The following is a 17,245-nucleotide window of genomic DNA, read 5'->3' as shown; positions in this document are numbered from 1 at the left end:
TGGAGCGTCGCGTTCCGCCCCAAGACCGAGTAAAGCCTCGGTCATCCACCGGTGTGGCTCAAGGGAGTTGACGCCTTGTCACAACGCTGTCATGGACACGTAATCAAACACATGGTGAACACACAGGGTGGGAACCGGTAAGGGTCGAAAAGTCTTGGCATGGACACTTCCTGTCAACACGCGTAGCTGCTACGACGGTTATGGCAGAGATCCTGCTAAAGGGAGGTTCCATGAGACGTTCCCGAATTACGGCATACGTGACCTCACTCCTCCTCGCCGTCGGCTTCGCCCTTACCGGGGCGGCGACGGCGCAGGCGTCCCAAACCGCCGCGGCCACCGGCTATGTGGCCCTCGGCGACTCCTACTCCTCCGGTGTCGGCGCGGGCAGCTACATCAGCGCCAGCGGCGACTGCAAGCGCAGCACGAAGGCGTACCCCTACCTCTGGGCTGCCGCTCACTCACCCTCGTCGTTCGACTTCACCGCCTGCTCGGGCGCTCGAACGGGTGATGTGACGGCGAACCAGCTGGGCCCGCTCAACTCCTCCACCGGCCTCGTCTCCATCACCATCGGCGGCAACGACGCGGGCTTCTCCGACGTCATGACGACGTGTGTGCTCCAGTCCGACAGCTCCTGCCTCGCGCGGATCGCCACGGCGAAGGCGTACGTCGACTCGACGCTCCCCGGCCAACTCGACACCGTCTACTCGGCGATCAGCGCGAAAGCCCCGGCCGCCCACGTGGTCGTCCTCGGCTACCCCCGCTTCTACAAGCTGAGCGGCTCCTGCGCGGCGGGCCTCTCGGAGACCAAACGGTCCGCGATCAACGGCGCGGCCGACTATCTGGACAGCGCGATCGCCAAGCGCGCAGCCGACCACGGCTTCACCTTCGGCGACGTCAGGGGCACCTTCACCGGCCATGAGATCTGCTCCAGCGACGCCTGGCTGCACAGCCTCAACTGGCTGAACATCGGCGAGTCGTACCACCCGACCGCGGCCGGCCAGTCCGGCGGATATCTGCCGGTCCTGAACGGCGTGGCCTGATCATCCACCTAGGGTGACGTGGAAGCGGAGGCCTCGTCCGTCGGGGTCTCCGTCGCGCAAGTGATCGAGAACGGCACCGAGTTGGACGTCGTGCGAACGGGACTGCGGACCTCCACACTGATCTCGTTCTGGAAGGTCCCGCTCGTGTCGTACGTCGTCGCCACGACCGTCTTCTGCTGGGTCTTGCCGCCGCCTGCCGGGAACGAGAGCGTCTTCCAGCCCGGGTCCGTGACATCGCCGGTCTTCGTCACCCAGCGGTACTCGACGTCCACCGGCACGCGGCCGACCGTGAAGGTCGCGGTGAAGGCGGGGGCCTGGGCGGCGGGCGGCGGACAGGCACCGGAGTAGTCGGTTCGCCGGCCCGCGACCGTCACCTGCACGGACTGCGCGGGCGGGGTCGTGGTCGAATGCCCCCCACCGGGCTGGGTGGTGGACGGAGTTCTGCCGGTCGCGCCGGTGTTGCCGCTCCCGCTGTTGGTGTTGCCTCCGCCGGAACTTCCCCCACTGGAACCGTTGTTGGCGCCACCGCTGTTGCCGGCGGTCCCTTGGCCGCCGTTGCCGTTGCCTCCGCTGTCCCGGTTCAACAGGGCGTACGTCAGTCCGCCGAGGGCGAGTGCGAGTGCGACCATGCCCGCGATCAGAACCACGGCGGCGCGGCGATTGCGTGCGGGCTCGGGCGTGGTGGAGGCCGCGGGCAGGGTGGCCGAGGCCGGCCCGAACCCCTGCGGTTGCGGCGGTCCGGGCGGAGGCTGGGGGGACGCCGCGCGCGTCTGCGCGTAGAGCGGTGCCGGGGACGGCATGCCCCGGGTCGGGGTGGGCGGAGTGCCGCCCGCGGCGATGATCCGCAGTTCGTGCTCGGCCTGTTCGGCGCCCAACCGCTCGGCTGGATCCTTGGCGAGCAGCCCCTCGATGACGGGTCCGAGGGAGCCCGCACGGCGGGGCGTCGGAAGCGGCTCGTCGACGATGGCCCGCAGGGTGCTCAGCGGAGTGTTCTGGCGGAAGGGCGAGTTGCCCTCGACCGCCGCGTACAGGAGCACCCCGAGTGACCACAGGTCCGACTCGGGCCCGGGTGTGCGGCCCAACGCCCGCTCCGGAGCGAGGAATTCGGGCGAGCCGATGACCTCGCCGGTCATGGTCAGCGCGGAACTGCCCTCGACCATCGCGATACCGAAGTCTGTGAGGACGATCCGTCCGTCGTTCGCCATCAGGACGTTGCCCGGCTTCACATCGCGGTGCAGGACCCCCGCCTCGTGCGCGGAACGCAGCGCGGCGAGCACCTCGGCGCCTATGTGCGCGGCCCGCTGCGGAGGCAGCGGGCCTTCGGCGTCCAGCAGGTCGGAGAGGGCGAGGCCACGGATCAGCTCCATCACGATCCACGGCCGGCCGTCCTCGGTGGCCACGTCGTACACCGTCACCACGTTGCGGTTCGAGATACGGGCGGCGGCCCAGGCCTCGCGTTCCAGCCGCGCGTACATCCGCTCGACCTCGTGCGCCGGAAGCCCGGCCGGGGCGCGGACCTCCTTGACGGCGACCTCGCGCTGCAGCACCTCGTCGCGGGCGCGCCACACCGTCCCCATGCCGCCCTCGCCCAAGGGCGACAGCAGACGGTAGCGCCCCGCGATCACACGTTCACTGCCCGGATCTTCGGACACGTGCGTCCCCCATTCGCATCCGCGCGATTTCTCCACAAAAGTAGCTCAGCCGAGTGCGGATGCCGCCCCCTTGAACACCAATCCAGCCCCAAGCGCTACGACGACGAACGCCGATCCCAGCGGTGCGGTCCTGCGCAACAGGGCCGCCATGGGTCCCCCGGCCCACCGCGGACGCTTGGCCAGGGCCCGGGTCATCCCGCCGCCCAGCTTGACGACGGCGAACCCGGCCGCCGTGAGCGTCAGGGCGAGCCCGACGCCGTACGCGAGGACGAGGAGGAGACCGAACCAGGCCTGTCCCAGGGCCGCGGCGCCGACGAGTACGACGACGGCGGACGGGCTGGGCACGAGGCCCCCGGCGAAGCCGAGCAGGATCGTGCCGCGGACAGTGGGGGCGGTGGAGTGGGTGTGGGTGAAGCCGCCGTGGGTGTTTCGAGGGTGGGGGAGGGGGCGGGGGGGTGTGCGTATGCGGGCGACCGTGGGGGTGGGGCCCGCTTTCGGTGTCCGTCGCCGGGGATGCGTGGGCGTGTGCGAGGACCAAGGGGCGTTCGTGCTCTTCTGCGTGCTCGTGAGGATGGTGTGGGTGGTCGTGGTTGTGGTCGTGCGTATGCCCGTGGTCACGGTCGTGGTCGTGCGTGTGGTCGTGACCGGGGGCATGGTCGTGCGTATGTCCGTGACCATGGGAGTGCCCGTGCCCATTTGCGCGGTTGCGCCAGGCCCGTCGAAGGAGCGTCATGCCCGCGATCGTCACCAGGACGCCGCTCGCGATGCCGAGCCACGCGATCACGGAGGGCGCCGCGGCCGAACCGGCCGTGACCAGGAGGCCGAGGGCGACGACGCCCAGGGTGTGGGTGACCGTCACGGAGGCGGCCAGCGGCAGGACGTCCTTCAGACGCGCCCGGCCGCCGCGTGCCGCCGCCGTCGCGGCCATCAGGGTCTTGCCGTGGCCCGGCGCGAGCGCGTGCATCGCGCCCAGGCCCACCGAGATGAGCAGGGCGAGGGCGGCGAAACCGAACGTCAGATCATGGCGGGCGACCAGGCCGTCGAGCGCCTGGGTCCAGCGGTCGGCGCCGCGCGGCAGTACGGAGGCGGCGGGCGCGTCCCGCCGCTCCTCGACAAGAGCGGGACCGCCGGGGCGGATCCGCAAGGACGCGGTCGCGGTGTCGGCCGGCGAGGAGAGCAGCGCCTTGGGGTAGTCGGTCAGCTCCTTGGACACCGACTTCTTCGGTACGTCCGACGAGGTGAGCGTCATCCGGTCGCCGCGCGCGGTGATCTCGCGCCAGCCGGGCCCCCGGTCGGCCCCGGCGCCGTGGAAGCCGAGCGAAACGGTGCCACCCTTGGGCAGCGGCGCCGTCAACCGGCACTCCACACGCAGGGTGTTGAGGCCCGCCTGCCCGGGCCGCACGCGTGCGTGGCTCGCGCCGACGGCGAGCGGCACCTCGCGCCCGCCGACGGTGACCTCGCTGCCACGCGCGGCCGACGCGCACCGCTCGCGGGCCCAGTCCGTCATACCGAGCTTCTTGATCTGCGGCTGGGCCTGCGTGGCCGGGATCTCCGCGAGGTCCTCGACGTGGTCGACCCTGAGCTGCCCGGGGGCGGCGACGAGCCCGTCGTACCGGTTGACGGTGAAGTTGCCGAGCGGGTGCGCGCTCGCGGCCCCGGTGGGTACGAGCACGAGCGCGCAGGCGGCGGTGAGGACGGCCGCACAGGAGGCGAGGACGCGACGGGGCTTCACTTCGCGGCCTCCAGTGCCTCACGGGCCGCACGGGCGCCCAGCGGCGAGAAGCCCGGGTTCAGGTCGAGGGCCGACGTCAGCGAGGCCCGGGCCTCCTTCGAGTGGCCGGTGGCGCGCTCGATCATGCCGCGGTGGTAGAGGAAGGACGCGTTGCGGTAGCCGGTGGCCGTGGCCCGGCGGGCGTACGGCAGGGCTTCCCCGTCGCGGCCGTTGACGTGCAGGGCCCAGGCGAGGGCATCCGCGGTGTGCACGGTGTGACGGCGGGCCCACTCGGCGCGGGCTGCCTTCAGCGCGGCCTCGCGGTCGCCGTGGTCGGCGGCGGCCAGGGCGGTGTCGAGATCGGCGTTGACACCGTTGGCGCGGGCCAGCGAGACCCAGGCGTTCACCAGGGAGTACTGGTCGTGGGCCTGCTGGGAATCGCCCTTCTTGCCGCGCGCCTCGTACAGCTCGCCCAGTTCCACGAGGGGTTGGGGCAGCGGATAGCGGTCCACGACCTGCTCCATGCCGCGGATCGCCGCCGCGCGGTCCCCTTGCGCCGCCTGGGCGCGGGCGCGGCCTTCGAGTGCGGGGAGATAGGTGTCGTCGGCGCCGAGCGCCCGCGCGTAGTACGTGAGTGCCGTGCCGTACTGACCCTGGTTCCAGGCGAGTTGCCCGAGGGCGGTCGCCACGTAGGAGACGTCGCCGCGGGTCGTGGCCGTGCTGAGCGCCTGCTGAAGGACCCTGCGGGCGGTCTTCACATCGCCGCGCAGCTCGCGCACATAGGCGTACCGCGTGAAGACGGGCACGCCCGGGCGGCGCGAGTCGGCCAGGTCGGCGGCCTTCGACGCCTCGTCGTAGCGCCCGAGTTCGACGAGGGCGTCGATGCGGGAGCACAGGGCGCGCTCACTGTACGGGTTCTCCTTCAGCACCTTGTCCGCGTACTTCAGGGCGCCGGTGAAGTCGTGCCGCGCGGCGGCGAGGGCGGCGCGTCCGGCGAGCGCGGACTCGTTGTCGGGGCGCAGCTCCAGGGATCGGTCCAGCGCCTGTTCGGCCTGCGGATACCGGGAGGGATCGCCCTTCGTGCGGGCCTGCTCCACGTACGCGAGCCCGAGCGTGGCCCAGCCGCCGAAGTCCTTCGGCTGATCCTTGAGATGGGCCTGCAGAGAGGTGATGCTCGCGTCCAGATCCCCACTGGCGAGCAACTGCGGCGATACGCCGCTGGGCGCGGACGCCACGGTGGAGGTGGTGGTTCCGCCGTCCCGGACGGCCCCGAGCACCACCGCACCCGCGGTGAGCGCGACAGCCAACGCGGCGGCGCAGGCGGTGAGTTGGGCCGCACGCCAACGTCGCTGGGACGCCGACAGCCGTCGCACGGCGGCGACGCGCTCGTCGCCGGTCGCTTCCGTGGCCCCCGTGGTGCTGGTGTCGGTCGCTTCCGTGGCGCCCGTGGTGCTGGTGTCGGGCGTGGCCTCCTCGGCGTCCGTCGTCGCGCTCTCGTTCGTACGCGGGGCCATGCCCTCTCCTCAAAGTCCTTGGTGGAAACGGTCGCTTGCGGGGGTGGGACGGGGCGGCGCGGCCCGCGCCGTGGGGGATGGGTACGTGCGGGCCGCGCCAGTCCGTGGGCCGGGCCAGAAGGCCCGGTCGTGCAACCGGGTCAGTAGGCCCGGTTGTGCATCCGCCGGCGCCACCACATGAGGCCGGTGGCGATCAGCAGGAACCCGGCCGCGCCCGCCGCCGCGGAGGCCGCGATCAGCGTGGTGTCGGTGCCGCCGCCGGAGGATCCCGCGGGCTTCAGAGCGTCACCCAGCTGGTTGCGCACATCGGTCCCGCTGGTCGTGCCCTTGGCGAGCGGTCCGCGCGAACCCGAGGTCGGCTCGGCCACGTACGGGAAGTAGTTCTCGAACTTCTTGTCGTTCTTGTCGACCGCGTCGCCCAAGTCGTTCTTGGACCCGACCAGTTCACCCTCGACGACCTGGAGCGAGGCGTCGATCACGTCGTCGGTGAGCCGACGTCCGTTCGGGAAGCCCGCGTTGTCGCCGTCGAGCACACCGAGCCGCTTGGGATGCATGGTGGGCTTGATCGAGGTGTTGAGCCGCAGCTCCTCCGCCGGGCGCACATTGGGCGGCTGGTTGAGGCCCTTCACGCCCTTCAGGAAGACGTCGACCAGGTCGTTGCGGGGCTCCGCCGGGGCCTTGATCTTGTAGATCGCCTCGATGAGCTTCGGCAGCTCCGGGTTGGTCACGTTCTTCAGGAACTGGCCGTCGTTCCACGGCGCGGACGCGTTGAACTTGTCCTTGTCCTTCTGCGGGTTGACGACCTCGTTGACCAGCGGCATGCCGAGCCGGGAGACCTGCGTCCAGTCGCCGTGCGCGTCCTTGCGCTGGGTGGTGGACCAGATGCCCACGACCGGCTGTCCGGCCGACTCACGGATCATGTCGTTCGGGACCTGCAGGGCTATCGAGTTGACGTTGTAGCCCTTGAGGGTGTCCCGCCCGACCTCGGTCAGGTTCCCGCCGTACAGCAGGTCGAAGACGCGCAGGTCCAGGAAGAACGGGTCATCCGCCTGCCCGGCGAACGTCGTGGAACCGCCGGCGAGCTTGTAGACGGCTTGGTCGCGCAGCTTGCCGTAGTCCGGCATCGACGCCTTGCCGACGTTCGACGGGGCCACCGGAACGTCGTCGGCGACCTTGGTCCGCGACACCAGCTTCTGGTTGTGCAGCCGCAGCAGATCGATGTCGTACGTCTGCGTGATGTTCAGGTCCGGGTCGTCGAGGCTGGTGACCGGACCCGTGTTGTAGAGGAAGGTGTCGCCGTTCTTGCGGTGCGTCTTGAAGGTGTAGCGGTAGACCAACTCGCCCTGCGCGTCACCGTTGTTGTCGATGTGGATGTCGTACTGGGCGTCATCGGCGAAGGTGTAGAAGTTCGGTCCGCCGGCCGGTTCCTCGAAGGGGATCCAGTTCGCCACGATGGTCGTGGTGTTGGGCTTGTCGGGGCTCACGAACGCGTACACGTCCGTGTTGTCGTACTGGGGCTGCCCCGAGATCAGCGGGGCCTCCCGGTGGCTGGAGGCGGAGGCCGCCCCCGGTTCCAGCGCGGTCATGCCGGCGGCTGCGAGCCCCCCGGCGGCCAGCGCACCACATACGAGGGTCGCGAGACTCCTGCGTCCCGCGCCGCTCCTGGAGAAAGGTGTCATGCCGTCCGTCCTCACGTCCCAATTGCCTGACGCACGCCATTCGGAGCGGTCGCCGGGGTGGATTGGTCGAATCCCAAACGTTCTTACGGCGGCTTCGTCGGCTTGTTTCATCGACGAGGGCGTTTGTTGGCTCGCGGACCCGCGTTTTCGGTTCGCTGATCCGTAACCCCATCCATAGACACGCTCGCTGCGAACACGTAGGGGAAAGGACGGGCCGTGTGCGGCCGGAGAGGGGGACGGGTGGAGGCGGACGAACTTCTGGTGCTCGTGGCCGGAGGTGACCAGAAGGCATTCGAGGAGCTGTACGGACTGGTGTCCGGGCCGGTGTTCGGTCTGGTGCGCCGAGTGGTCCGGGACCCGGCACAGACGGAGGAGGTGGCCCAGGAGGTGCTGCTCGAACTCTGGCGCTCCGCCGCGCGGTTCGACCCCGGACGCGGCAGCGCCCTGTCCTGGATCCTCACCCTCGCGCACCGCCGCGCCGTCGACCGGGTCCGCAGCGCCCGCGCGGCCACCGAACGCGAGCAGCGCGAGGGGCGGCGGGCTCATCACCCCGCCTTCGACCAGGTCGCCGAGGAGGTCGAGGCCGGGCTCGAACGCGAGTGGGTGCGGCGCTGCCTCGACCGGCTCACCGCCCTGCAACGCCAGTCGGTCACCCTCGCCTACTACGACGGCTACACGTACCGTGAAGTGGCCGAAAGGCTCAAGCTGCCCCTGGGCACCGTCAAGACCCGAATGCGCGACGGCCTCACGCGCCTGCGCGAATGCCTGGGAGGTGCCGCATGAGCGCCCTGTACCGCCCCGGTGGCGCCCAGCACGGCCGGGGTGGCTCCCCGGCTCGTCCCAGTGGCGCCCGCTACCTCGGGGGAGGCATCGCATGAGCCTGCTCGACCGCTTCCTGCGCCGCGATCTGCACTCCCTCGCCGCCCCCTACGCCCTCGACGCCCTCGAACCCGACGAGCGCCGCCGCTTCGAACGCCACTTGCGTGGCTGTGTGCGCTGCGCCGCCGAGGTGCGGGCGCTGACCGAGGACGCGGTGCGGCTCGCCTGGTCGACGGCGGCGCCGGCGCCGGCCGCGCTGCGGGACCGGGTGCTGACCGCCGTACGCACCACACCGCAGGAGGCGCCGCGCCAGGAGGCACCACGCACGCGTGCCCCCCAGCAGCCCTCACGCGCGCGTGCCCCCCGCTTCCGGCCCCTCCTCGCCCCGCTCGCCACCACCACGGCCGCCGCGGCCCTCGTCGTCGCCTCCCTGTTCGCCGTACAGGCGACGCAGACCCAGGACGAACTCGACCAGGAGCGCGCCCAGGCACGTGAGATCGCCCACGTTCTCGCGGCACCCGACGCACGCGCGACCAGTGAACGGGACGCACAGGGACGCGGAATCGGAGTTGTCGCCTCCGCGTCGGAGCGGCGCGCCGTCGTGACGGTGAGCGGACTCGGCACTCCCTCCGGAGGGCGGGTGCACCAGCTGTGGCTCATGCGCCCGGGCGAGAATCCGCGCTCCCTGGGGCTCTTCGACAGCGACACGCCCTTGGTCGCCGACGGACTGAATACGAATGCGACGTCACTCGCTGTGACTGTCGAACCTCACGGGGGCTCAGTACAGCCCACCACCACACCAGTTGTCCAACTCGCCCTGGAATCGGTTGGATTCGGAGAGTAATCGTCAACACCCTTACGTGGAAGGTGAATCCTGTGCCCGCGATACACGAGTGCCACGAGGGAGCGATAGGGTTAGCCTGCCCGGGCCGGGTGGACTCGTACGGGTGGGGAGTGACATGGAACAGATAACAGTGCGCAGCAGGGCACGTGTCCCTGCGATCACCTGCGGGAGCAGCGCGACCAGTTCGCGCCTCGACCGCCATCTCGCGGTGCTGGGTGGCCCTGCCATCCCGCAGCGCGAAACGGTCGAGGCGACGTCGCTGATGCGTGAGCTCACCGCGCGTGACACCGCGCACGAGAGCAGCGGCAGGGGCGCGCGAGTGAGGCGGGTCTCGCTCTTCGCACCGCTGAGGCGGCTGCGCCGTTCGCTGTTCGGCAGCCGCTGAGCAGCGGTTCGACACCGGCGTTCCCCGACCCGCGCTCCGGCGACACCACCGACCCGGCGCAGCGCTGCACTTCCGCGTCCGTCATCCCCACGGCAGGCAGCGGCGCCCGGTGGGTCACCACGCCGGGGCGCGGGTCACCACACTCGGCAGGTCATCGCCCCCTGTAAGCAATCACGCTCAGCGGACCACCCCGTCCCGCAGCAACTCCGCGACGTCCGCATCCGTCATCCCCAGCGACCGCAGCACCGTCCCGGTGTGCTCCCCGAGCCGGGGGACGGCCCCCATCCGCGCCTCCTCCCCACCCGGCAGCGTGATCGGCGGCAGCAGCGCCCGCAGCGGCCCCACCGGTGACCCCACTTCCCGCCACCGGTCCCTGGCCGCCAGCTGTGGATGCTCCGCCACTTCTCGTAGGTCCCTCAGGCGGGCGCAGGCGATGCCCGCCCCCTCCAGCCGGGCCACGGCCTCGTCCGTGCCGAGCATGCCCAGCGCCTTCGCCACCAGCGCGTCCGTGCGCTCCCGGTTCTCGACCCGTGCCGCGTTCGTCGCGTACGCCGGATCGTCCGCCAATTCCGGCTCGTCCAGTACCTGTTGGGCGAGCCGCCGCCACTCCCGGTCGTTCTGCACCGACAGCAGCACCCGCCCGCCGTCCGCCGTCGGATAGGCGTCGTACGGCGCGATGACGGCGTGCGCGAGACCCGTGCGCGCCGGGGGTGTTCCGCCGTGCATCGCATGGTGCAGCGGATGTCCCATCCACTCGGCGAGCGACTCCAGCATCGACACCTCCACCGGCCCTCCGCGCCCGGTCGTGCCGCGCCTCACCAGCGCCGCGAGCACCCCCGAGAACGCGTACATGGCCGCCGCGATGTCCGCCGCCGGAATCCCCGCCTTCACCGGCTGCTCCGGCGTCCCCGTCACCGACACCAGTCCCGCCTCGCACTGCACGAGCATGTCGTACGCGCGTTTGTCGGCGTACGGTCCCGACGCCCCGTACCCCGAGATGTCCACGGCGATCAGCCGCGGATGCGCGGCGCACAGCGTCGCCGCGTCCAGGCCGAGCCGCGCCGCCGCACCCTGCGCGAGGTTCTGCACGAACACGTCCGCGTCCGCGACCAGACGGCGTACGACATCGAGCCCGCGCGGGTCCTTCAGGTCGAGGGCGACGGACTCCTTCCCCCGGTTGCACCACACGAAGTGCGAGGCGAGTCCGGCGGCCGCGGTGTCGTAACCGCGGGCGAAGTCCCCGCCGTCGATCCGTTCGACCTTGACGACTCGAGCGCCGAGATCGGCGAGCTGGCGGGTGGCGAAGGGCGCGGCGACGGCCTGCTCGACGGCGACGACGGTGATGCCCTCCAAGGGCAGGGGAAGTGGCTGCATGCGCTGGATCATGTCCTGTGCGTAACACCTTTGTCATGCGTGGATGTTGACGGGACAATCTTCCGGGGCCAGGGCGGCTGATCGTTTACACGACTCATTGACCGATACACCCGACCTCACCCGGAGGTGCGCGTGTGCGACCCGCACGACCAGCATGAACACGACTCGACGACCGCGAACGGCCAGGCACGGAGGCCCGGTCATCGGCTTCAGCGGCGAGTACGACGCCCCGCGCGGCCTTTCGCGGGGCAAGGGGTACGCCCTTCACCCCCGGCCGGTCGCGTACCGGCGGACGGCCGATGGCAGGAATACGGCGATGATCACGCAGGACCACGCCAGCGACCCGGCGACGGGGTGGGCCACCGGCCAGGCGGCCCCCTCGGGCACGGGGGCGTTCCCGAACAGGTCCCGCAAGGCCGTGGTGACCGCACTGATCGGATTCCACTCGGCGATCGCGCGCAGCCAGCCCGGCAGATTGTCGGTGGGAATGTACGCGTTGGACAGCAGTGGCAGCATGAAGGTCGCGCTGCCCAGCTGACCGGCGGCCTCCTCGCTCCGGGAGAGGAGGCCGAGGAAGATCCCGATCCACGTGGTCGCGAACCGGAACAGCAGCAGCAGTCCGACGGCGCTCGCCGCTTCGAGCGCCGACCCCTCGATCCGCCAGCCGACCGCGAGCCCGACGAGCAGCAGCGGCACCGTCCCGACGGCCGTGACGACCAGGTCCGCCACCGCCTGCCCGAGCGGGACGGCCGCCCGGCTCATCGGCAGCGTGCGGAAGCGGTCCATCACGCCCCGGTGTGAGTCCTGGGCCGCCTGGAACATGCCGGTCATGATCCCGTTGGCCGCGGTCGCCACCATCAGCCCCGGCACGAGGAAGGCCCGGTACTCCTCGCCGGGCATCGCGAGGGCGCTGCCGAAGACATACCCGAAGAACAGCAGCATGGTGATCGGCATGGTCTGAGTGAGGATCGCCAGGCCCGGATTGTTCCGGATCCGCCGCAGCTGACGGCCCAGCATGGCGGTCCCGTCGTAGGCCAACGCACTCATGTCACGAGCTCCTTGTGGTCGGTAGGGGCTTGGCTCTGGCCATCGGTGAGCCGGAGGAAGACGTCGTCGAGGGTCGGCGGACGCAGGCTCGCGTCGAGCAACGGAACGCCCGCCGCGTCGAGTTCACGGACCAGACGGGGGAGTGTCAGCGTCGGATCGGTGGTGACGGCGCCCACCGCGTGCCGCTCCTCGGCGAACGTGGGCTCATTGCCGGTGAGTTGGTCCAGTACGGCGGCCGCCCCGGCCATGGCCTCCGCGTGGGCGACGACGACTTCGGCGTACGAGCCGATGAGCGCCTTGAGTTCGGCGGGCGAGCCGGTGTGGGTGGCCCTGCCCCGGTCCACGAGGACGATGTCGTCGGCCAGTTGGTCGGCCTCCTCCAGGTACTGCGTGGTCAGCAGCACGGTCGTGCCCTCGCCCTTCAGAGCGCGCACGGCCGCCCAGATCTGGTTGCGGCTCGCGGGGTCGAGCCCGGTGGTGGGCTCGTCCAGGAAGAGCACCGAGGGGCGGCGGATCAGACTCGCCGCCAGGTCGAGGCGCCGTCGCATGCCGCCCGAGTAGGTGGACGCCGGCCGGTCGGCGGCCTCGGCCAGCCCGAAGCGGTCGAGAAGCTCGGCGGCCCGCGCCCCCGCGTCCTTCATGCGATGCAGCTTCGCGAAGAGCCGCAGGTTCTGGCGCCCGGTGAGGTCGCCGTCGATGGAGGCGTACTGCCCGGTGACCCCGATGCTCCGGCGGACGGCCGCGGCCTCCCGTACGAGATCGTGCCCGGCGACACGCGCGGACCCCGCGTCGGGTCGCAGCAGTGTGGTGAGCAGCCGTACGGTCGTGGTCTTGCCCGCGCCGTTCGGCCCGAGCACCCCGCAGACCGTGCCCTCCGCCACCGCCAGGTCGAGGCCGCGAAGCGCGTGGACGTCCCCGAAGCGCTTCACCAGACCCTCACTAAGTACAGTGTACGTAGTAGTCATGGAGTGACCATAGCGCACTACGTACGCTGTACGTAACTAGGATGGTCGCGAGGTGATCGACCAATGGCAGGGCGCAACGTCGTACCCGAAGTGATCTGGGCCCGTCCCGAGCGCGCGGGCCGTGGTCCGCGGCCGGCGTACAGCCGTGCGGACATCGCGGCCGCCGCCGTGCGCATCGCGGACACGGAGGGGCTCGACGCGGTCTCGATGCGGCGCGTGGCCGCCGAGCTGGGCTGCGGCACGATGTCGCTCTACAACTACGTGCCGCGCAAGGAGGACCTGTACGAGCTGATGGTCGACGCCATCAGCGGCGAGCACGACATCCAGGAGCCCTCGGGCGACTGGCGCGCCGACATGCTCCGGGTCGCCCGTCAGACCCGCGCCCTCATGCACCGTCACCCCTGGCTGCCGGGCCTGATGTCCCCGGTCTACGGCTTCAGCCCCAACGCCCTGCGCTACCTGGAGCACTGCCTGGCCTGCCTCGACCCGCTCGACGTGCCGTACGGCACGAAGTTCGAGTTGATCGCGATGCTCAACGGGGTCGTCACGACATACGTCGGCAATGAGCTGGCCACCGCCGAACGCACCCGGTCGCTGCCCTGGTCGGAGGAGCAGGAGAACGCGGTCCGGATCGCCTATCTGGGGTCGCAGGTGGCGACCGGCGCCTATCCGCGCATGGCCGCGGCCTTCATGGAGGACGCCGGGCCCATCGACCTGGAGGCGGTCTTCGAACGGGCGCTGGGGCGGGTCCTGGACGCGTTCGAACCGAAAGGCTAGAGCAGGGCGAACTGCCCCTCGGGGCCCTCTTCGTGGTGGTCGAGGACCGAGGCCGGCCGCCGCGCCGCGTCCGGCACCGGGAGCACGCCCGCCTTGCGCAGCTCGGCCTGTGTGATCGGTGATTCGATCGTCAACTCGGCCTGCTGGGGCCGCAATTCCGCGAGCAGCGCCAGCACCGTGACGAGTTCCAGCAACTCGGACGTCCACGTCTGCGGCCATGTGGCGGGGCGGATCGACTCCAGGGCGCCCGGCTCGGGCGGCAGCTCCGTCCTGGCCGTGAACCACTGCTCCAGTACGCGCACCCCGCCCACCTCGAAGTCCCAGGCCTGCGGCGGTACGGGCGAGATCCGGCCGTCGTCGAGGTGGAGGGCCTCCTCGTCACGGTCGTAGCGCAGATCCAGGGGGCGGGCAGGGAGCGGGGCGCGGACGTACGGGCGGCGGCCGCCCGGAAGCTTGGGGCGCTCACCGTCGCGGCGCATCAGCCACAGCATCCGGCGGCCCAACTCGACACCGTGCGCCCATGCTTCGGGCTCGGCGGTGAGCGGGACGGCCCGTCCGTCGCGGCCGGGGCGCGCGACCGCCACCGTCCAGGCGAGGACGTCGACGGGGGCGGGGGAGTGGCCCAGGCGGGTGCCGAGGTGCTCCAACAGGCCTGGGGCCAGATTCGGTTCGAGGCCGCCGGGGCGCCGGTAGAGGGGACGGACGCGGCCCGCGCGACCGGCGCTCAGGGGCAGCGCGGAGGCTGCCAGCAGCACCGGCCCCGACGCATCCGGCACGACCGTCTGCTCGACCGCGAACACCTGCCGCTCGTCGGCCACCCGCCACAACTCGGGGCGCGCCGCGTCGATCAGCCGGTGGTCGGGAATCAGCCACTGCTCGTCGAAGGGGCCGTGCAGCACGCGTACCGGCTCCGGGCAGGGACCCGACTCGCGTGCCAGACGACCCGTCCCCGTGGACTGCCCCGGCAGCTGCGCCACCGCCGAGTGCGTCGTGCGCGAGCGCGTCGGGCCGAACAGCGCCTCGCGGTCCGGCCCTTCGGCCTTCACCAAGGCGTCCCAGCGCGCCCTCAGAGACGCGGCATCAGGGGCCGTCGGCCACCCCCGGCCCAGCCTCGGCGGTGCGACGGACCACGGCATGAGGTCCGCGAGCAGCGGCGCGTCGTCGTGCGTCACGCTCGGCATCGTACGACGTGATCAGTGGGTGTCGAGGGTGACCGTGAAGGAGAAACGGTCGCCCCGGTAGTGGATGACGGCGACGTCGAGGGCCTGCCCGTCCTGGTCGTAGATGACACCCGTGTAGCGCAGGATCGGGCTGAGCAGCGGCACTTGGAGCAGTCGCGCCGTCTCCGGGTCCGCGAGCCGCGCCTCCACGGTGTCGGTGATACGGCTGATGCTGACGCCGATCACGTCCCGCAGCACCTTGGTCATCGGCCAGCGGATCAGATCCTCCCGGTCGATGCGCTCCGCCAGCTCCGGCCTGATGTAGTTGCGCGCGTGGTTCGTCGGCTCGCCCGTCTTCTCGTCGCCGCGCAACCGGTGATACGTCGCGACCTCGTCCAAGTCCGGGAAGTACTCCACCAATTCACCTGAAACCGGAGCTTTCCCCTGTTCCAGCAGCTCGGTGGCCATGCCGGACTGCTGTGCCACGATCGCGTCCACCGAGCCGAGCAGCCGCACGGGCACGCCCCGCTGGGCGCTCGGCTCGATGAACGTGCCCCGCCTGCGATGGCGCGTGATGAGCCCCTCGACCTCCAGCTCCTTGAGCGCCTGCCGCATGGTCAGCACGCTCACCCCGTAGTGCCCCGCCAGCTGCTCCTCCGTGGGCAGCCGCAGCGGGTCCTGGGGCGAGCGGCCGAGTATGGAGGCACGCAGGGACTGCGAGACCTGATACCAGAGCGGCAGCTTGCGGTTCAGGACGATCGAGTCCGGGGCGAAGGAGGTCACGAGGGTATCCGTACCGGTCGCGGGCCGTGAATGCAACGGGCGGTGAATCTCAGTCGGCCGGGCGGGAGTCCGGGCGGAAGTGCCGCTGCAGCCCCTGCCACACGTCGTCGTACGCCTGCTGCAGATGCTCCGCCCGGGCCGCCTGGGCCGTCGCGGTCACCGGCCAGCGCGTCTCGAACATGAAGGCGAGCCCGTCGTCGATCTTCTGCGGGCGCAGCTCCGCGGCGCTCGCCCGGTCGAAGGTCTCCCGGTCCGGCCCGTGCGCCGACATCATGTTGTGCAGCGAACCACCGCCCGGAACAAAGCCCTCCGCCTTCGCGTCGTACGCGCCCTCGATGAGCCCCATGTACTCGCTCATCACATTCCGGTGGAAGTACGGCGGCCGGAAGGTGTCCTCGCCCACCAGCCAGCGCGGCGCGAAGACGACGAAGTCGACGCCGGCCAGACCCGGGGTGTCCGACGGTGACGTCAGCACCGTGAAGATCGACGGGTCCGGATGGTCGTAGCTGATGGTGCCGATCACATTGAAACGGCGCAGGTCATAGATGTACGGCACATGGTTGCCGTGCCAGGCGACGACATCCAGCGGCGAGTGGTCGTACGTCGCCGTCCAGAGGTTGCCGCAGAATTTGTTCACCACCTCGACCGGGCCCTCGATGTCCTCGTACGCGGCGACCGGCGCGAGGAAGTCACGGGCGTTGGCGAGACCATTGGCGCCGATCGGGCCGAGGTCGGGCAGCCGGAAGGGCGCCCCGTAGTTCTCGCACACATATCCCCGGGCGGTCGGGCTCTGCTCGCCGGTCGATGCGGTGTCCAGGAGCTCCACGCGGAAGCGGACACCACGGGGAATCAGCGCGACCTGGCCCGGCTCCACATGCAGCAGGCCGAACTCTGTGTGCAGCAGCAGCCCGCCGCGCTCCGGCACGATCAGCAGTTCACCGTCGGCGTCGCTGAACACCCGCTCCATCGAGGAGTTGGCGTGATAGAGGTGCACCGCCATGCCGGTGCGCTGGGTCGCGTCGCCGTTGCCGCCGAGGGTCCACAGGCCTTGCAGGAAATCCGTCCCGGCGGGGGGCTCGGGCAGCGGATTCCAGCGCAGCCGGTTCGGGTCGGGTGCCGTCTCGGTGAAGGGAGCCGTGCGGAGCGGGCCGTTGTCCACGCGGGTGAACGCGGGGTGCGCGGCGGACGGACGGATCCGGTACAGCCACGAGCGCCGGTTGTGTGCCCTCGGCTCGGTGAACGCCGTGCCGCTCAGCTGCTCCGCGTACAGCCCGAGCGGGGCGCGCTGCGGCGAGTTGCGGCCGTGCGGCAGCGCCCCCGGGACCGCCTCCGAGCTGAATTCGTTGCCGAAACCGGAGAGGTAGGTCAGCCCCTCGGCCGTCTTCCTCGCGTCCCCGCTCATGATCGCTCCCTTGCGCCTGATTCCTATGCATCACCGTAGGATTCAGATTTTCCGCGCGCAAGAGGTCGACTCGACCCACCGCATGGGATCGGC

Annotated in this window: 14 protein-coding genes and 1 pseudogene; 5 read left to right on the top strand and 10 right to left on the bottom strand. The window is 70.9% G+C overall.

The features are described 5' to 3' along the window. The first annotated feature begins 230 nt into the window (after positions 1 to 230). Positions 231 to 1,040, top strand: a complete 810-nt coding sequence (locus tag AB5J53_RS11290; protein WP_369245493.1) for an SGNH/GDSL hydrolase family protein — start codon at positions 231 to 233, stop codon at positions 1,038 to 1,040. A gap of 8 nt (positions 1,041 to 1,048) precedes the next feature. Here the strand turns inward: AB5J53_RS11290 and AB5J53_RS11285 are convergent, their stop codons facing one another. The 4 genes and pseudogenes from AB5J53_RS11285 to AB5J53_RS11270 form a co-directional block, all read right to left on the bottom strand. Further along, entirely contained in the window at positions 1,049 to 2,692 is a 1,644-nt protein-coding gene (locus tag AB5J53_RS11285) for a serine/threonine-protein kinase (RefSeq protein WP_369245492.1), read from the bottom strand. Between the two features lie 45 nt (positions 2,693 to 2,737). Continuing rightward, positions 2,738 to 4,424 (bottom strand): annotated as a pseudogene (locus AB5J53_RS11280) (nickel transporter). Continuing rightward, positions 4,421 to 5,917 (bottom strand): tetratricopeptide repeat protein, encoded by a 1,497-nt coding sequence (locus AB5J53_RS11275; protein ID WP_369245491.1) that lies wholly within the window; start codon positions 5,915 to 5,917, stop codon positions 4,421 to 4,423. The pseudogene AB5J53_RS11280 and the gene AB5J53_RS11275 overlap by 4 nt, the downstream one beginning before the upstream one ends. 140 nt (positions 5,918 to 6,057) lie before the next feature. Next, positions 6,058 to 7,596, bottom strand: a complete 1,539-nt coding sequence (locus AB5J53_RS11270; protein WP_369245490.1) for a DUF4331 domain-containing protein — start codon at positions 7,594 to 7,596, stop codon at positions 6,058 to 6,060. Between the two features lie 240 nt (positions 7,597 to 7,836). Here AB5J53_RS11270 and AB5J53_RS11265 point away from each other — a divergent pair, with 240 nt between their 5' ends. The 3 genes from AB5J53_RS11265 (at position 7,837) to AB5J53_RS11255 (ending at position 9,644) form a co-directional block, all read left to right on the top strand. Further along, a complete protein-coding gene (locus AB5J53_RS11265) occupies positions 7,837 to 8,379 on the top strand; it encodes a sigma-70 family RNA polymerase sigma factor (RefSeq protein WP_189191544.1) in 543 nt (180 codons plus the stop codon). Positions 8,380 to 8,470: 91 nt separating this feature from the next. Then, on the top strand, positions 8,471 to 9,259 hold the full coding sequence (locus AB5J53_RS11260; RefSeq protein WP_369245489.1) for an anti-sigma factor: 789 nt from the start codon (positions 8,471 to 8,473) through the stop codon (positions 9,257 to 9,259). 115 nt (positions 9,260 to 9,374) lie between these two features. Continuing rightward, on the top strand, positions 9,375 to 9,644 hold the full coding sequence (locus tag AB5J53_RS11255; protein ID WP_369245488.1) for a hypothetical protein: 270 nt from the start codon (positions 9,375 to 9,377) through the stop codon (positions 9,642 to 9,644). 177 nt (positions 9,645 to 9,821) lie between these two features. Here AB5J53_RS11255 and AB5J53_RS11250 read toward each other — a convergent pair whose 3' ends face one another. The 3 genes from AB5J53_RS11250 to AB5J53_RS11240 all read right to left on the bottom strand — a co-directional run bounded on the left by AB5J53_RS11250 (position 9,822) and on the right by AB5J53_RS11240 (position 13,030). Continuing rightward, the gene (locus AB5J53_RS11250; RefSeq protein ID WP_369245487.1) at positions 9,822 to 11,030 is read right to left on the bottom strand and encodes a CaiB/BaiF CoA transferase family protein; all 1,209 of its coding nucleotides are present in this window, start codon (positions 11,028 to 11,030) and stop codon (positions 9,822 to 9,824) included. A gap of 252 nt (positions 11,031 to 11,282) precedes the next feature. Beyond that, entirely contained in the window at positions 11,283 to 12,065 is a 783-nt protein-coding gene (locus tag AB5J53_RS11245; RefSeq protein ID WP_369245486.1) for an ABC transporter permease, read from the bottom strand. Continuing rightward, on the bottom strand, positions 12,062 to 13,030 hold the full coding sequence (locus AB5J53_RS11240) for an ATP-binding cassette domain-containing protein (protein WP_369245485.1): 969 nt from the start codon (positions 13,028 to 13,030) through the stop codon (positions 12,062 to 12,064). Before AB5J53_RS11240 ends, AB5J53_RS11245 begins: the two co-directional genes overlap by 4 nt. Before the next feature lie 63 nt (positions 13,031 to 13,093). Between AB5J53_RS11240 and AB5J53_RS11235 the strand changes: the two genes are divergently transcribed. Continuing rightward, positions 13,094 to 13,807 (top strand): TetR/AcrR family transcriptional regulator, encoded by a 714-nt coding sequence (locus AB5J53_RS11235; RefSeq protein ID WP_369245484.1) that lies wholly within the window; start codon positions 13,094 to 13,096, stop codon positions 13,805 to 13,807. Here the strand turns inward: AB5J53_RS11235 and AB5J53_RS11230 are convergent. The 3 genes from AB5J53_RS11230 to hmgA are packed head-to-tail and all read right to left on the bottom strand — an operon-like array spanning position 13,804 to position 17,152. Next, the gene (locus AB5J53_RS11230) at positions 13,804 to 14,988 is read right to left on the bottom strand and encodes a type ISP restriction/modification enzyme (RefSeq protein ID WP_369245483.1); all 1,185 of its coding nucleotides are present in this window, start codon (positions 14,986 to 14,988) and stop codon (positions 13,804 to 13,806) included. The genes AB5J53_RS11235 and AB5J53_RS11230 overlap by 4 nt on opposite strands. A gap of 12 nt (positions 14,989 to 15,000) precedes the next feature. Continuing rightward, positions 15,001 to 15,750, bottom strand: a complete 750-nt coding sequence (locus AB5J53_RS11225) for a GntR family transcriptional regulator (protein ID WP_369245482.1) — start codon at positions 15,748 to 15,750, stop codon at positions 15,001 to 15,003. Positions 15,751 to 15,799: 49 nt separating this feature from the next. Further along, complete coding sequence (gene hmgA, locus AB5J53_RS11220) at positions 15,800 to 17,152, bottom strand: homogentisate 1,2-dioxygenase (protein ID WP_369245481.1); 1,353 nt, start codon at positions 17,150 to 17,152, stop codon at positions 15,800 to 15,802. Positions 17,153 to 17,245 lie beyond the last annotated feature (93 nt).

The sequence above is a fragment of the Streptomyces sp. R41 genome (assembly GCF_041053055.1).
In the GTDB taxonomy this organism is placed as follows: domain Bacteria; phylum Actinomycetota; class Actinomycetes; order Streptomycetales; family Streptomycetaceae; genus Streptomyces.
This window is presented reverse-complemented; position numbering and strand designations above follow the sequence as displayed.

What these genes read in the sequence shown, in the direction of transcription:
- AB5J53_RS11240 (WP_369245485.1), bottom strand. Translation starts at nt 13,030, where the DNA reads ATGACTACTACGTACACTGTACTTAGTGAGGGTCTGGTGAAGCGCTTC.
- AB5J53_RS11260 (WP_369245489.1), top strand. Translation starts at nt 8,471, where the DNA reads ATGAGCCTGCTCGACCGCTTCCTGCGCCGCGATCTGCACTCCCTCGCC.
- AB5J53_RS11230 (WP_369245483.1), bottom strand. Translation starts at nt 14,988, where the DNA reads ATGCCGAGCGTGACGCACGACGACGCGCCGCTGCTCGCGGACCTCATG.
- AB5J53_RS11275 (WP_369245491.1), bottom strand. Translation starts at nt 5,917, where the DNA reads ATGGCCCCGCGTACGAACGAGAGCGCGACGACGGACGCCGAGGAGGCC.
- AB5J53_RS11255 (WP_369245488.1), top strand. Translation starts at nt 9,375, where the DNA reads ATGGAACAGATAACAGTGCGCAGCAGGGCACGTGTCCCTGCGATCACC.
- AB5J53_RS11270 (WP_369245490.1), bottom strand. Translation starts at nt 7,596, where the DNA reads ATGACACCTTTCTCCAGGAGCGGCGCGGGACGCAGGAGTCTCGCGACC.
- AB5J53_RS11250 (WP_369245487.1), bottom strand. Translation starts at nt 11,030, where the DNA reads ATGATCCAGCGCATGCAGCCACTTCCCCTGCCCTTGGAGGGCATCACC.
- AB5J53_RS11245 (WP_369245486.1), bottom strand. Translation starts at nt 12,065, where the DNA reads ATGAGTGCGTTGGCCTACGACGGGACCGCCATGCTGGGCCGTCAGCTG.
- AB5J53_RS11290 (WP_369245493.1), top strand. Translation starts at nt 231, where the DNA reads ATGAGACGTTCCCGAATTACGGCATACGTGACCTCACTCCTCCTCGCC.
- hmgA (WP_369245481.1), bottom strand. Translation starts at nt 17,152, where the DNA reads ATGAGCGGGGACGCGAGGAAGACGGCCGAGGGGCTGACCTACCTCTCC.
- AB5J53_RS11235 (WP_369245484.1), top strand. Translation starts at nt 13,094, where the DNA reads ATGGCAGGGCGCAACGTCGTACCCGAAGTGATCTGGGCCCGTCCCGAG.